This window comes from Pseudomonas tensinigenes (genome assembly GCF_014268445.2).
Classification (GTDB): Bacteria; Pseudomonadota; Gammaproteobacteria; order Pseudomonadales; family Pseudomonadaceae; genus Aquipseudomonas; species Aquipseudomonas tensinigenes.
On the sequence record NZ_CP077089.1, the window covers coordinates 2774545 to 2787712 of the forward strand.

The following is a 13168-nucleotide window of genomic DNA, read 5'->3' on the forward strand; positions in this document are numbered from 1 at the left end:
GACAGGACGCCTTCGCGAGCAGGCTCGCTCCCACAGGGATTTGTGTTTGCCGTGGATCTATCGGGTCAACCCGAGGCGCTCATGCCATTGGGCGATGGACTCTTCGGGGTAGACGTCGAACTGTTGGTCTTTGGTTTTGGCCTCGACTTCCACCCAGCTTGCTTTCGAGCCGAGCATCAGATGCGTGTGCTCCGGCGGTACTGGCAACGGCGTATCGATGGCCGAAGCGAACGGGTGGATCAGCTCCGGCCATTCCGGGCTGAACAGCCACAAGCCGCTGCCGCACAGTGAGCAGAAGTGCCGCTCGGCTGTGCTGCGATGGGCGCGTTTGTCGCCTTCGTCTTTCATCTTCGCGTGGTAAATGCTGATGTGTTTGCGCCCGCGCACCTTGAGGCTGGTCGCGTCGCCGCCGAGGTTGATCGCATAACCGCCACCGCCCTGGGTCTTGCGGCAGATCGAGCAGTAGCAGCGTTGATAAGGGTAGGGGTGGGCGCTGGTGAGGCTGAATGTGACCTCGCCGCAATGGCAGGAGCCTTCGAGCTGCATGGGTGCTCTCCCGTTTTTGAATGTGCGCTTGAGCCTAGAACACTCCGCGCGATTGCGGCCGGTGTGATTCGACGGGCGGGCGCAGCGTCTAGCCCCAGTGTCCCCGCAATCCCATGGGGCGAGACTTCGGAACCCGGCATGCAAGCGCTGTTGAACGAGATTCTTGACGCTGTCCGCCCGTTGATCGGGCAGGGCAAGGTCGCCGACTATATTCCCGCCCTCGGCACTGTGCCGGCCAATCAGCTGGGCATCGCCGTGTACGGCAACGACGGCGAGATGTATTGCGCCGGTGACGCCGAGACGCCGTTCTCGGTGCAGAGTATTTCCAAGGTGTTCGGCCTGGTGCAGGCGATCGATCATTCCGGCGAAGCGATTTGGGAACGCCTCGGTCACGAGCCGTCCGGACAGCCGTTCAACTCGCTGGTGCAGCTGGAATTCGAGCGCGGTCGGCCGCGCAATCCGTTCATCAACGCGGGCGCGCTGGTGATCTGCGACATCAACCAGTCACGCTTTGCCGCGCCGACCCTGTCGATGCGCGATTTCGTCCGGCGCCTGTCCGGCAACCCGCAGATCATGATCGACGGCAAAGTCGCCGATTCTGAATATCAACACCGTGCGCGCAATGCGGCGATGGCGTATCTGATGCAGTCGTTCGGCAACTTCCACAACGATGTTGAAGCGGTGTTGCGCAGCTACTTCAGCCATTGCGCGTTACGGATGAACTGCATCGATCTGGCCCGGGCGTTCTGTTTTCTGGCCAACGACGGTTATTGCAAACACAGCGGTGAACAGATCCTCACACGTCGGCAAACCCAGCAGGTCAACTCGATCATGGCCACCAGCGGGCTATATGACGAGGCGGGCAACTTCGCCTATCGCGTCGGCTTGCCGGGCAAGAGCGGTGTCGGTGGCGGGATTGTCGCGGTGGTGCCGGGGCAGTTCACGGTGTGCGTGTGGTCGCCGGAGTTGAATGCTGCGGGGAATTCGCTGGCGGGGATGGCGGCGCTGGAGATGCTCAGTTCGCGGATTGGCTGGTCAGTCTTCTGACCCGATCCGCCAAACACTACAAAACCCTGTGGGAGCGAGCCTGCTCGCGAAGGCGTCAGGTCAGCCAACATTGATGTATCAGATCCACCGCCTTCGCGAGCAAGCTCGCTCCCACAGGGTTAGCGGTTGCTTTGGAGGATTGTGTTCCTATACATTTTCCGGCCGCTCCCTGCATGGTGAATCCGCTTCATGTCTCTTGCGCTCGAACGTCTAGTCGCTGGCACGCCGATCCCTTTCGCTGGTAACCGCGTCACCGTGGTCAGCCCCGAACTGGCCGCGCGTTTTCAGCCCGGTGACCACCTGCTGGTGGAGCAGGTCAGTGGCGAGTTGCTGCTGATCCCCGTGGCGGATCAGCAAGCGGCGTCCGTGGCGATCGAACGCGCGGCAGCGGCATTCACCGCGTTGTCGGCGGTGTCCGATGAGGCGATCAGCAAGTTCTTCGACGTGTTCGCACAACGTCTGGAAACCCCGGACTGCTGGGCGCACATCGAAACCGCCAACCGCGCCGACATCGAAAGGGCCAAGGCGCGCGGCCGCTCCACCACCCGACTGCTCGCCGATGAGCGCATGCGCTGTGACATGATCGCTGGCCTGCGTGCCTGGCGAGACGCAGCGGCGACGCGCGGTAAAGTCATCAGCAGCGTCGAGCACGACGGCTGGAAGGTCGAGCAAGTGGTGTCGCCGCTGGGCATCGTCGCGTTTGTCTTTGAAGGCCGGCCGAACGTGTTCGCCGACGCCGCCGGTGTCTTGCGCACCGGCAACACCGCCGTGTTGCGTATCGGCAGCGATGCGTTGGGCACCGCGCAAGCCATCGTCACTCACGCCTTGAACCCGGCGCTGGCCGATGCCGGTCTGCCGGCCGGTGCGGTGTCGCTCGTGGAAAGCGTCAATCATGCGGCCGGTTGGGCGATGTTCGCTGACCGGCGTTTGTCGTTGGCGGTGGCGCGCGGTTCGGGTCGTGCGGTCAGTCAACTGGGCAGCATTGCCCAGCAGGCCGGCACCGCGGTCAGCCTTCACGGTACGGGTGGCGCGTGGTTGATCGCCGATCGTGTTGCCGATGCCACACGTTTTGCCGCCGTGGTGCGCAACTCGCTGGATCGCAAGGTGTGCAACACCCTCAACGTCTGCCTGATCCAGCGTGATCGCGCGACGGAACTGGTGCCGCTGTTTCTTGATGCGCTGCAACAGGCCGGTACTGCGCGTGGCCAGGGCTGCAAATTGCACATCGTCGAAGGCAGCGAGAGTTACCTGCCAAGCGAGTGGCAGAACACAACCGTCGAGGTTTATCGCGCCGAGGGCTATCAGACCGAAGCGTTGGCTGAACCTTTGGCGGAGTCGGCGCTGGGCCGCGAGTGGGAATGGGAAGAAACCCCGGAAGTCAGCCTGATGATCGTCGATGATCTGGATCAGGCGATTGCGCTGTTCAACCGCTACAGCCCGCAATTTACCGTGTCGTTGATCAGTGAGGATGCGCAGGTTCAGGAGCGCTTTTACAACGCGGTGAATGCGCCGTTCGTGGGTAATGGCATTACCCGTTGGGTCGATGGGCAGTATGCGTTGAACAAGCCGGAGCTGGGTCTTTCGAACTGGGAGAGCGGGCGCTTGTTTGCGCGCAGTGCGATTCTTTCGGGGGATGGCGTGTTCACTGTTCGTAGCCGGATGACCCAGATCGACCTCACCGTAAAACGCTGATCTCGTGGTCTGTGATCGTTCCCATGCTCCTGCGTGGGAACGCAGCCCGTGACGCTCCGCGTCACTGGACGCAGAGCGTCCCCTGAGGCATTCCCACGCAGAGCGTGGGAACGATCAGTTGCTCAGGCCGCGTGGGTGGTTTGTGCATGGATCGCGCAAGTCGTCGGTTGCTCGGCCAGCGGCACAAACGTGCGGCGGTCCGAGGCCAGCGCATCGATCGAACCGGTCTCGATGTCATACACCCAGCCATGCAGATTCAGCAGGCCTTTCTCCTGAGCCAGACGCACGCTCGGGTGGGTCTGAATATTCGCCAGTTGCGCGATCACGTTCTCGCGCACCATCGAGCTCAACTTAGCCGCGTCATTGGCATGTGGCCGCGCTTCGTTAACCACTTTCGCTGACTCGGCATGCTGCAGCCAGCCACTGACGGCGGGCAGGTGATCCATGCATTTGCACTGCGCAATCGCGGTCATCGCGCCGCAGTCAGAATGCCCGCAGATGACAATGTCGGTCACGCCAAGCACCGCCACCGCGTATTCCACCGTTGCCGAAACCCCGCCCGGGTGCGGGCTGTAGGACGGCACGATATTGCCGGCGTTGCGGATCACAAACAGCTCGCCGGGTTCTTGTTGGGTCAGCAGTTCTGGCACGACACGGCTGTCGGAACAGGTGATGAACAAGGTGCCGGGTTGTTGCGTGGTTGCCAGGTGTTTGAACAGTTCGGTGCGTTGCGGGAACGCTTCGTTCTGGAATTTCAGGAAGCCATCAATCAGATTTTTCATGGTGTTGTCCTCTCAGTTCGAGCAACCGCTGCCGAATTCGCTGTATTGAAGAATGTGTTTGCCGCCGTGGCTGTCCAGATACGTCATCTCCACCGGCACCACGCCACACACGTCGGCAACCGGGGTAATACTCAGCACTTGGGCGACGTCCAGCTGCATCCCGTAGCGGTAGGCAACGGCCTCGTCAGCGGCAGATGCCTGCACGGAAAAGCCGCCGAGCAGGGCCAGAATCAATAGAATTTTTTGCATGGGGCAGCCTCCAGATATGTTTGGTGACGGGTAGCCATTTGAGGTCGGTTGGCCCGCACACAGGGTGCGGGCCGATGTGGATCAGAACGGACGCAGGGGCAGGAACTTGCCGTCGAGGCTGACCACAGCGCGGGAGCCGCCTTCCGGGTCTTCGACTTTCTTGATGTCGAGTTTGAAGTTGATCGCGCTGATGATGCCGTCGCCGAACTGCTCGTGAACCAGCGCTTTGAGGGTGGTGCCGTAGATCTGGATCATCTCGTGGAAGCGGTAGATGGTTGGGTCAGTCGGCACGCCGCTGAGGCTGCCACGCAGGGGGATGATCTGCATTGCCGCGACGTCTTCAACGCTCAGTTCAAGTTTGTCGCCGACCACTTGGGCGGCGTTTTCCGGCAGTGGGTGCTGGCCCAGCAGGGCGGCGGTGACGTACGCCAGGCTCAGGCCAGTGCCGTCGGCGAGATCCTGCCACGACAGATCTTTGCGTGCCTTGGCATCGAGAACGCGGGTGGTCAGGGCCAGGCTGGTGTCGTTGTAGGCGTGGGACTGTTGCATGGTGTCACTCCTTTCAGGGGTTGGCTTGCTGTGTGGGATTGATCTTCTGCCGATTCATCCATAGCGTCCAAGACCGATATACAATGCTTGGCATAAGCCCTGCCTATAGATGGTGACTCCCATGCTGCTGCGACATTTGCGTTATCTGCTGGCCGTCGCCGATCACGGCGGCTTCACCCGTGCCGCCGAGGCGTTGCATGTGTCGCAGCCGACCCTGTCGCAGCAGATTCGCCAACTGGAGGAAACCCTGGGCGTGAATCTGTTTGATCGCACCTCGCGCACGGTCAAACCGACGGATGCCGGCGTGGCCTACATCGAATGTGCGCGGCGGGTGCTGGTTGAGTTGGAGGCGGGCAAGCGCGCGTTGCATGACGTGAAGGATTTGTCTCGTGGGACGCTGCGTCTGGCGATGACGCCGACGTTCATGGCGTATCTGGTCGGGCCGTTGGTACGCGATTTTGCGGCGCGGTATCCGGGGATTCATCTGCAGATTTTTGAGTTGTCGATGGACGACATCGAGGCGGGACTGGCGGATGACTCGCTGGATATTGCGATTGCGTTTACGCCGGTGCGCAGTCCTGATATCGAGTGTATTCCGGCATTTACTGAAACATTGGGGATTATGGTTGGGCGTGAGCATCCGCTGTATGACAGTCGCTCGGTGCTGGCGCCGGAAGATATCGCGTCACTGGATTTCGCCTTGTTGGCGCCGGACTTCATCACGCGGTTATCGGTGGATGAATATTTTCGTCAGCACGGGATTATGCCGCAGGTGCGGATCGAGGTGAATTCGGTGAGTACGTTGCTGGAAGTGGTGCGTCATTCGCCGATGGCAACCATGTTGCCGGAAGCGATTGCCACCGAGGATCGGGCGTTGCGCAGGTTGCGGGTCGAGAGTGATGCGCCGCAGCGTGGGGCGGCGTTGTTGCGGCGGCGCAATAATTATCACAGTGCGGCGGCGGTGGCGTTTGTGGAATTGGTGTTGGGCATGGGAAGCCCCTCACCCTAACCCTCTCCCAGAGGGAGAGGGGACTGACCGAGGGATGCTGGAGTAATACACCGACCTGAAAGTGCTCTGTTGAATCCATAATCAACTCGGTGTGTCCGGTTGACGGATGACTTTATACAACTCGATCGGCCCCCTCTCCCTCGGGAGAGGGCTGGGGTGAGGGGCTACAATTCCAGTCACGCCAAATCAATGCAAGCGAACAAAAAAAGGCCTGCTTCCTTTAAGGAAGCAGGCCTTTCAATTATTTAATGACTAACTCAGCAGAACCGATCAATCACCCGAACTTCATTCTTGTTCTGCATCGAATCCCACGCCTGTTTCAGCGTTTGCAGAACATTACCGATGAAGTCCTTGTCGGCCGCAGCCTTCTTGCCAACATAACCGTGGCCACGGCGATACATCTTCAGGCGGGCCAGCAGGTTCTGATGATTGCGGTCGAACTCTTCTTCGCCAGCATGAGGCGCCAGGCAGTCGATATGCACCTGCCCCGACTTGCTGATCCACAGAATATGGCTGTCGTGGCTGTCTTTCTGCGCAGCGAACATACGAGCCAGTTCTTCGATAGTTGGTTGATTGTTCAGATTCATGATTTTGCCCCTTGACCAGTCTGGTGATCTTTCAAAGTTGATTCGCTAATACAGGTAGCCCATCGGTTAGTTGATCCCTGGCACCGAAACCAGGACGTCAGCGCTCGCCCGTGTGAAGTACGGGGTCGTGCATCTGTTGCATGTAGTCGTGTTGAATAACTGCTACGCAATAGCGTCACAACGAGGAGAAGCAGCGAAAACCGGGAGGCTCCTTGACGACATTTACCGTGTCGACCACAAGCGTCTTGAGAATTTTCGCCAGCGCTTCTCGTCCTTGTACTGGACGTTCAGGCCAGGTCAGCTTCTTCAATCTGCCTTGTGGGCAGCGTGTATCCGGAAAAAACAACTCGGCGGTCAGACGAGTTTGCTCAAGCGTGTTACCGATGTTCCCGATCGGGGAACGTCTTCATCATGCAAAAGCAAAACGATGCCGTCAACGGTTTTGTAGTGATTATTTTTGCTCACTACATATTGTCGGACAAAGCTGTTTTGGAATGAGAAAGAATCCGTTCAGGCAACGGAAAAAGGCGTGCGCAGCCCGTAGAAGGTGCACGGATAACCGTCTACTTCGCGCTGCTGCAGGGTGAAGTGGCCGTCGCTCAGTAACGGAATCAGCCTGGCCCAGAAGCGCTGGGCCGGCAGGTTGGCGTCGATATGGAAAATCTGCCATTGACCGGGGATCTGGCTCAAGAGGGCAGAGATGACAAACTGCGCGACGCCTTGGCCACGAAAGCGTCGCGCTATGAAGAAGTAGCCGATGTTGTGTTCGGCGCCGGCGATGTGCGTTTCGTTGTCGGCGGTCACGAAACCGGCGAGCTCGCCGTCGACCTGAATCAGGAACGGTCGAGTGGCCGGGTGGCGCCAGTAGTCGATTTTCGGCTGGATGGAGAAGAAGCCGTGTTCGGCGAGCTTCAGCGGCAGCCACTCGCTGAAGTCGTGCATGTAGAACTGCATGAGGTTTTCGATGACTTCCAGCTCATCGCGCTGAGCGGGGTGCAGTTCGATATTGGCCATGCTCCGGGTTCCTGAAAGTGATGAGCCTTGCAGAAACAGTAGCGCGTTTTATTTGCCTGACGGTTTCGCTGTGCGTTTTGTCGTACCCGTGGTTTTGCTGCGGGTCGATTTGCGTTTCTTCTTCCACGGTGCCGCCGCTTTACCGGCCGGCGGCGGGCCGCTGATGGTCAGGCTGAGGCTCGAGCAGCGTGTCACCTGTTTGCTCATCCACGCCGCTTGTTTGGTGACAAATTCTTCCAGACTCATTTCGCCGCTTTGCACCATGTCCAGCGCCTGCTCCCAGATCGCCGTGGTGCCGGGGTCGGCAATTGCGCGGGGCACCGCGTCGATCAGGCTGAACGCCGCCGGGGTGGCGGCGAGAGCCTTGCCGTTTTTCACCAGATAGCCACGGTCAATCAAGCCCTGAATGATCGAGGCACGGGTGGCTTCGGTGCCGATACCGGTGGTGTCCTTGAGTTTCTGTTTGAGCAGTGGATCCTCGACCAGTTTGGCGACGTTTTTCATCGCCTTGATCAGATCGCCCTCGGTGTAGGGTTTGGGCGGTTGCGTCCACAGATCCTTGAGCTTTACAGCGGCGATGGCGCATTCGACGCCTTGGCTAAGGGCCGGCAAGGTTTGCGGTGCGGGTGCTTCGCGGCCCTTCGCCGCTGCCAGCGCTTCGGGCAGAGCACGCTTCCAGCCCGCTTCGATGATTTGCTTGCCGACCGCGCGCAACGCTTCACCGGCGCAATCGAAGTCGGCCTGGGTGCGATCGTATTCGTGATTTGGCAGAAACTGCGCCAGATAGCGTGCGCGGATCAGCGTGTACACCGAGCGGTGCTTGCCGCTCAGACGATCAAGGTTCTTCGCGGCGGCGGTAGGAATAATGCCGTGGTGAGCACTGACCTTGGCGTCGTTCCATGCCCGGGATTTGCGTTGCGGCTCCAGAAACCCGTTGAGCGCCTCAAGACCCGGATCGGCCTGCCGCAACGCGGCGAGAATCCCCGGTGCCTCGCTGTGTTGGCTCAAGGGCAGGTAACCGCAATCACTGCGCGGGTAAGTGATGACTTTGTAGGTTTCGTAGAGTGCCTGAGCAATGTCGAGGGTTTCCTGCGCGCCGAGGCCGAGTTTCTTCGAGCAGACTTCTTGCAGGGTGCCGAGATCGAAGGGCAGCGGCGCCACCTCACGCATGCGCTCGGTTTTCAGCTTGACCACCCGGGCACTCGCAGCGCTGCTGATCGCCGCAGCTGCTTGCTGGGCCAACGCCTGATTCACGCAGCGCTCCTGATCGTCACAGACATCCGACGGCGCCCGCCACTGTGCGGTAAACGGAATGTCGTTGTGCAGCAGATCGACATCGATCGCCCAGAATGGCACCGGCACGAAATCGGCGATGCTGCGGTCGCGATCGACCACCAGGCGCAAGGTCGGCGTCTGTACCCGGCCTACCGGCAACACCCCTTGATAACCCGATTGTCGCCCGAGCAGTGTGAACAGTCGGCTCATGTTCATACCGATCAGCCAGTCCGCCCGCGAGCGCCCCAGCGCCGAGTGATACAGGCTGAACGTCTCGGCCCCCGGTTTCAGCGCGGCAAGGGCTTTGCGGATCGAGGCTTCGTCCAGCGCCGACAGCCACAAGCGGCGGATCGGCCCGCGATAACGACAGTGCTCGACCAGTTCCCGGGCGATCATCTCGCCCTCACGGTCGGCGTCGGTGGCGATGATCAGTTCGCTGGCCTCGCCGAGCAGGCGTTTGACCGCTTTGTACTGGCTGGCGGTGCGCGGCTTGACGGTCATTTTCCACTTGTCCGGGATGATCGGCAGATCGGCCAGCACCCAGCGCTTGTAACGCGCGTCATAGGCATCCGGCGGCGCGGTTTCGAGCAAGTGGCCGATGCACCAGGTCACCGTGACGTCCGTTCCCAGCCAGCAGCCGTCGCCCCGACGCTTGGCGCCGAGCACGGCCGCAATGTCTTTGGCCTGAGAAGGTTTTTCACAGAGGTACAACCGCATAACCACCCACGTCGATCAAGGTCCGGACAGGTGCACAGAATGGCCGGACTTGGCGTCAGGGGCAACTTTTATCTGTATGGATATACAGATAAAAAGCATTGCAGCAGGTGACGGGTAATACAGGGACGCAGCCCGGGCTATCGAGAAATTGATTAGCGCCCGGTTTGCGCCTGTGTCAGGTTTTTCGCCGATTCAAACACGCGAGTGACAGGACGATCTCGCCAGAAGATCGCCGTGGTCTGTCGACACTGACTACTCAGAAACAAGGAAGTCCACCATGGCTCAAGCCAAATCCAAAACCAGCAGCGCCTTCGACGAAATCGATACGTTCAGCCACCTGTATGACCGTGGTGTCGGGCTGGTCAATGGCAAACCCTCATTCACTGCCGACCAGGCTGCGGATGAAATCCTGCGCAAAAACCTGTCGTGGGGCGACAAGAACGCTGACGGCAAGATCGACCTCAGTTACACCTTCCTGACCGAGAAACCGGCGAACTACAACGTCAACCTGGGCAACTTCAGCGAGTTCAGCGCCCAGCAAAAGGCCCAGGCCGTGCTGGCCATGCAATCCTGGGCTGACGTCGCCAACGTCACCTTCACTGAAGGCAAGGGCGGCGATGGTCACATGACCTTCGGTAACTACGATGTCAGCACCGGTGGCGCAGCGTTCGCTTACCTGCCGAGTGGCGGCAGCTATGACGGTCAGTCGTGGTACTTGATCAACGATCAATATCAAGTCAACAAAACCCCGGACATCAACAACTACGGGCGCCAGACCCTGACCCACGAGATCGGTCATACCCTCGGCCTGTCGCACCCCGGGGCCTACAACGCCGGCAACGGCAATCCGACCTACAACGACGCCAAGTACGCCGAAGACACTCGCGGCTACAGCCTGATGAGCTACTGGAGCGAAGCCAACACCGAGCAGAACTTCAGCAAGGACGGCAGCGGCGCGTACGCCTCGGCGCCGTTGCTCGACGATATTGTCGCGGTGCAGAAACTGTATGGCGCCAACTACGCGACCCGCGCCGATGACACCACATACGGCTTCAACTCCAATGCCGAGCGCGATTTCTACAGCGCCACTTCGGCGTCCTCCAAAGTCGTTTTCTCGGTGTGGGATGGCGGCGGTAATGACACGCTGGACTTCTCCGGCTTCAGCCAGAACCAGAAGATCAACCTCAATGAAGGTTCGTTCTCCGATGTTGGCGGTCTGGTGGGCAACGTTTCCATTGCTTACGGTGTAACCGTGGAAAATGCCATCGGCGGTTCAGGCAATGACCTGCTGATCGGCAACGCCGTTGCCAACGACCTGGTCGGCGGTGCCGGTAATGACATCCTTTACGGTGGTGGCGGTGGCGACACCTTGTGGGGCGGTGCAGGTGCAGATACTTTTGTGTTCGGTGCTGCCAGTGATTCGACCATGACTGCGCCGGACTGGATCATGGATTTCACCAGCGGCCTGGACAAGATCGACTTATCGGGGATCGCCGGTTTTACCACTGGCGCGGCGTCGTTGAACTTCGTCAGCGGCTTCACTGGGCATGCGGGCGATGCGATCCTGACCTACTTCGCGCAAACCAATCAGACCAGCCTGATGGTTGACCTGACGGGGCAGGGTTCGGTGGACTTTGCCGTGGGCGTGGTGGGGCAGGCGGTGGCGACTGATATTGTTGCGTGATGCCTGAAGAGCGGCCCTCACCCTAACCCTCTCCCAGAGGTAGAGGGGACTGATTGGGGGATGCTGGAGAAATACATCGACCTGATAGCGCGATGCCGAATCCATAATCGACACTGCAATATCAGGTCGAGGTATAACGAAAGACACCACCGTAGGTCCCCTCTCCCTCCGGGAGAGGGCTAGGGTGAGGGGCTTTTGAGGTTAAAAGGGCCGTTCGGCTGTAAAACCACCCCAACCAGAACCGATGGGCTATACCTGAACCGGTCTCTTCGCCGTATCCAGGAGAACCCCCCATGAAAACCTCCGGCCCCAGTCCCGTCATCACCCTCGAACAACTCCCCGGCTGCCTGATAGTGAAATTCCACGGCATCCAGGTCGCCGCGTCCTCCCACGTACTGATCCTCAACGAAGCCAACTACCCGCCGGTCTATTACGTCCCCCGCGAAGACATCGACGAAAAGTATTTCGCCCGCACCGACCACACCAGTTATTGCCCGTACAAGGGCGATGCCAATTACTTCAGCCTGCAAGTGCCGGGGCATGAGGGCGCGAATGCGGTGTGGACTTACGAAAACCCGAAAGTGTCAGTAGCGCCGATCCGCGACTATGTGGCGTTTTATCCGGATCAGGTGAAGTTCGAGGTGATCAAGTCTGAGTAGTAAATCGCTTGCGCCATTAGGCGCTCTATAGCGTCGCCCTGTCATTGAAGGCTGCGGGGCCTGTTCTCTTTCAGTTAAAGTGCGTCGCTATGCACCTCTCTCGGCGGTGCATTTCAATGCGTGAGCGTAGTCAAAAAAGGACTTGGTTTTATGAGTAACGTTGCAAAGGGAATCGATCGGGAAGAAAGGCGGTTCAGATTCGCTGGTTTCGGCTCGGTAGGGGTTTGTTTCATCCGTACAAAGGTTCGCCAGGGAGGCGTTGTCGTTTTGTGTGCACAGCTTAAAAACTACTATGGGACGTCCGTCACCAATGCAGTAGAAGATATTTATGGACGAGTGATAAATCAACTCACCAAGGAGGGGGCGATTAAACTTCCGGTGACGAAGTGGTGGTTCTTCAAACGCAAGGATCCTTCTGAAGAAATCGCAGCTCAGGTCATCTGGATCGAGCACTACCCGCAAGGCGCTGGAATGTTTCCGAACGGCTCTTATGCGCTTGTCAGCTTTGACTCGCAAATGAGTCCTGTGTGGAACTATGTAAGCAAGGAATACATTGTCCGTGAGTGTGGTGTGGAAGAGTCTTTTCTTGAAATAGATCCAGAAGCGCTCGATTATGCCGTTTAAAAGTTTGCTGTTTCAGAAGGTGTTGTTCAAGAAAGCAGAGAAATTTTCGCCAAAATTAATTAATGATTTAAATGTTGGGCTGCATTCACTGGTTGCGGCAGAGAATGCTCTCATTGGCGCGTTGGCGGATGATCATCAAGCAGAACTTGTTGTTCAGCACTTGATGGTTAAACTGCTGATTCCAAACCTGCCATCACCGGATTTGTTAGTGCAAAATCGTGCGGTCCCGCTCAAAAGTCATCCAAAAAAAATACTGATCCCCGACCTTATTATCAATAAGCTCGGCGGAAAGCCTTGGGGTTTTATTGAGTTAAAAACGCTTCTCAAAGACGATAACTTGTCCGTCAGCGATGTTCACGACGATCTAGCGAAGCTCTGTGCGTATAAAGCAGATTATCCAAACGCGGCGGCAATATTTGCGCTGGTTGGCAGTCGGGCGCGACTGTTCAGCCCGACCCGGATGAGTTTTTGGAGTAGTTGTAATATTCAATATGGATCCAAATCATTTGGCGTCAATAAGCTTCTCCCTCAAAAAATTGATGATGATTTTGTTGCTGTACCTTGTGGCTGTGCCAGCGAGGAAGGCACTCCTGATGTATTGAGTTACATGTGGGAGGTACTTCCTGCCAGCAAGGCAAATGTGCTGCTGTCCAGTTCATTTACCTTCTTGGCTCATATGATGTGAAGTAATGGATGCAACGGGGGGAGTGTCCGAGTCATGATCCTGACTACAA

14 protein-coding genes are annotated in these 13168 nt (G+C 58.4%); 7 read left to right on the top strand and 7 right to left on the bottom strand.

Going from position 1 to position 13168, the window contains the following annotated elements:
• Nucleotides 1-57: 57 nt before the first annotated feature.
• The gene (locus HU718_RS12230; RefSeq protein WP_186614275.1) at nt 58-546 is read right to left on the bottom strand and encodes a GFA family protein; all 489 of its coding nucleotides are present in this window, start codon (nt 544-546) and stop codon (nt 58-60) included.
• Nucleotides 547-684: 138 nt separating this feature from the next.
• On the opposite strand from HU718_RS12230, the gene glsB reads away from it, so the two are divergent.
• Both glsB and HU718_RS12240 read left to right on the top strand, forming a co-directional pair.
• Entirely contained in the window at nt 685-1593 is a 909-nt protein-coding gene (glsB, locus tag HU718_RS12235; protein ID WP_186614277.1) for a glutaminase B, read from the top strand.
• A 189-nt stretch (nt 1594-1782) separates the two neighbouring features.
• Nucleotides 1783-3285: an aldehyde dehydrogenase family protein gene (locus HU718_RS12240; protein WP_186614279.1), complete on the top strand. Its 1503-nt coding sequence runs from the start codon at nt 1783-1785 to the stop codon at nt 3283-3285.
• A gap of 122 nt (nt 3286-3407) precedes the next feature.
• Here the strand turns inward: HU718_RS12240 and HU718_RS12245 are convergent, their stop codons facing one another.
• The 3 genes from HU718_RS12245 to cynS form a co-directional block, all read right to left on the bottom strand.
• Nucleotides 3408-4067, bottom strand: coding sequence for a carbonic anhydrase (locus HU718_RS12245; protein WP_186614281.1), 660 nt, complete (start codon nt 4065-4067; stop codon nt 3408-3410).
• Between the two features lie 12 nt (nt 4068-4079).
• A complete protein-coding gene (locus HU718_RS12250) occupies nt 4080-4316 on the bottom strand; it encodes a DUF2790 domain-containing protein (RefSeq protein ID WP_186614283.1) in 237 nt (78 codons plus the stop codon).
• A gap of 81 nt (nt 4317-4397) precedes the next feature.
• Complete coding sequence (gene cynS / locus HU718_RS12255) at nt 4398-4865, bottom strand: cyanase (protein ID WP_186614285.1); 468 nt, start codon at nt 4863-4865, stop codon at nt 4398-4400.
• A gap of 121 nt (nt 4866-4986) precedes the next feature.
• On the opposite strand from cynS, the gene cynR reads away from it, so the two are divergent.
• Entirely contained in the window at nt 4987-5874 is an 888-nt protein-coding gene (cynR, locus tag HU718_RS12260; RefSeq protein ID WP_186614287.1) for a transcriptional regulator CynR, read from the top strand.
• 257 nt (nt 5875-6131) lie between these two features.
• Here the strand turns inward: cynR and HU718_RS12265 are convergent, their stop codons facing one another.
• The 3 genes from HU718_RS12265 to HU718_RS12275 form a co-directional block, all read right to left on the bottom strand.
• Entirely contained in the window at nt 6132-6461 is a 330-nt protein-coding gene (locus HU718_RS12265; RefSeq protein WP_108226457.1) for a hypothetical protein, read from the bottom strand.
• 510 nt (nt 6462-6971) lie between these two features.
• Nucleotides 6972-7475, bottom strand: coding sequence for a GNAT family N-acetyltransferase (locus tag HU718_RS12270; protein ID WP_186614289.1), 504 nt, complete (start codon nt 7473-7475; stop codon nt 6972-6974).
• 48 nt (nt 7476-7523) lie between these two features.
• On the bottom strand, nt 7524-9467 hold the full coding sequence (locus HU718_RS12275) for a DNA topoisomerase III (protein ID WP_186614292.1): 1944 nt from the start codon (nt 9465-9467) through the stop codon (nt 7524-7526).
• Between the two features lie 277 nt (nt 9468-9744).
• Between HU718_RS12275 and HU718_RS12280 the strand changes: the two genes are divergently transcribed.
• From HU718_RS12280 to HU718_RS12295, 4 genes are all read left to right on the top strand, one after another.
• Complete coding sequence (locus HU718_RS12280; protein WP_186614294.1) at nt 9745-11151, top strand: serralysin family metalloprotease; 1407 nt, start codon at nt 9745-9747, stop codon at nt 11149-11151.
• Nucleotides 11152-11444: 293 nt separating this feature from the next.
• Complete coding sequence (locus HU718_RS12285; RefSeq protein ID WP_150708411.1) at nt 11445-11810, top strand: DUF427 domain-containing protein; 366 nt, start codon at nt 11445-11447, stop codon at nt 11808-11810.
• Nucleotides 11811-11960: 150 nt separating this feature from the next.
• Entirely contained in the window at nt 11961-12434 is a 474-nt protein-coding gene (locus HU718_RS12290) for a hypothetical protein (protein WP_150708412.1), read from the top strand.
• On the top strand, nt 12424-13119 hold the full coding sequence (locus tag HU718_RS12295) for a hypothetical protein (protein WP_150811729.1): 696 nt from the start codon (nt 12424-12426) through the stop codon (nt 13117-13119). Before HU718_RS12290 ends, HU718_RS12295 begins: the two co-directional genes overlap by 11 nt.
• The last annotated feature ends 49 nt before the right edge of the window (nt 13120-13168 follow it).

Bases quoted from the DNA above. Each gene is read 5' to 3' on its own strand.
- HU718_RS12230 (WP_186614275.1), bottom strand. From the start codon at position 546: ATGCAGCTCGAAGGCTCCTGCCATTGCGGCGAGGTCACATTCAGCCTC.
- glsB (WP_186614277.1), top strand. From the start codon at position 685: ATGCAAGCGCTGTTGAACGAGATTCTTGACGCTGTCCGCCCGTTGATC.
- HU718_RS12240 (WP_186614279.1), top strand. From the start codon at position 1,783: ATGTCTCTTGCGCTCGAACGTCTAGTCGCTGGCACGCCGATCCCTTTC.
- HU718_RS12245 (WP_186614281.1), bottom strand. From the start codon at position 4,067: ATGAAAAATCTGATTGATGGCTTCCTGAAATTCCAGAACGAAGCGTTC.
- HU718_RS12250 (WP_186614283.1), bottom strand. From the start codon at position 4,316: ATGCAAAAAATTCTATTGATTCTGGCCCTGCTCGGCGGCTTTTCCGTG.
- cynS (WP_186614285.1), bottom strand. From the start codon at position 4,865: ATGCAACAGTCCCACGCCTACAACGACACCAGCCTGGCCCTGACCACC.
- cynR (WP_186614287.1), top strand. From the start codon at position 4,987: ATGCTGCTGCGACATTTGCGTTATCTGCTGGCCGTCGCCGATCACGGC.
- HU718_RS12265 (WP_108226457.1), bottom strand. From the start codon at position 6,461: ATGAATCTGAACAATCAACCAACTATCGAAGAACTGGCTCGTATGTTC.
- HU718_RS12270 (WP_186614289.1), bottom strand. From the start codon at position 7,475: ATGGCCAATATCGAACTGCACCCCGCTCAGCGCGATGAGCTGGAAGTC.
- HU718_RS12275 (WP_186614292.1), bottom strand. From the start codon at position 9,467: ATGCGGTTGTACCTCTGTGAAAAACCTTCTCAGGCCAAAGACATTGCG.
- HU718_RS12280 (WP_186614294.1), top strand. From the start codon at position 9,745: ATGGCTCAAGCCAAATCCAAAACCAGCAGCGCCTTCGACGAAATCGAT.
- HU718_RS12285 (WP_150708411.1), top strand. From the start codon at position 11,445: ATGAAAACCTCCGGCCCCAGTCCCGTCATCACCCTCGAACAACTCCCC.
- HU718_RS12290 (WP_150708412.1), top strand. From the start codon at position 11,961: ATGAGTAACGTTGCAAAGGGAATCGATCGGGAAGAAAGGCGGTTCAGA.
- HU718_RS12295 (WP_150811729.1), top strand. From the start codon at position 12,424: ATGCCGTTTAAAAGTTTGCTGTTTCAGAAGGTGTTGTTCAAGAAAGCA.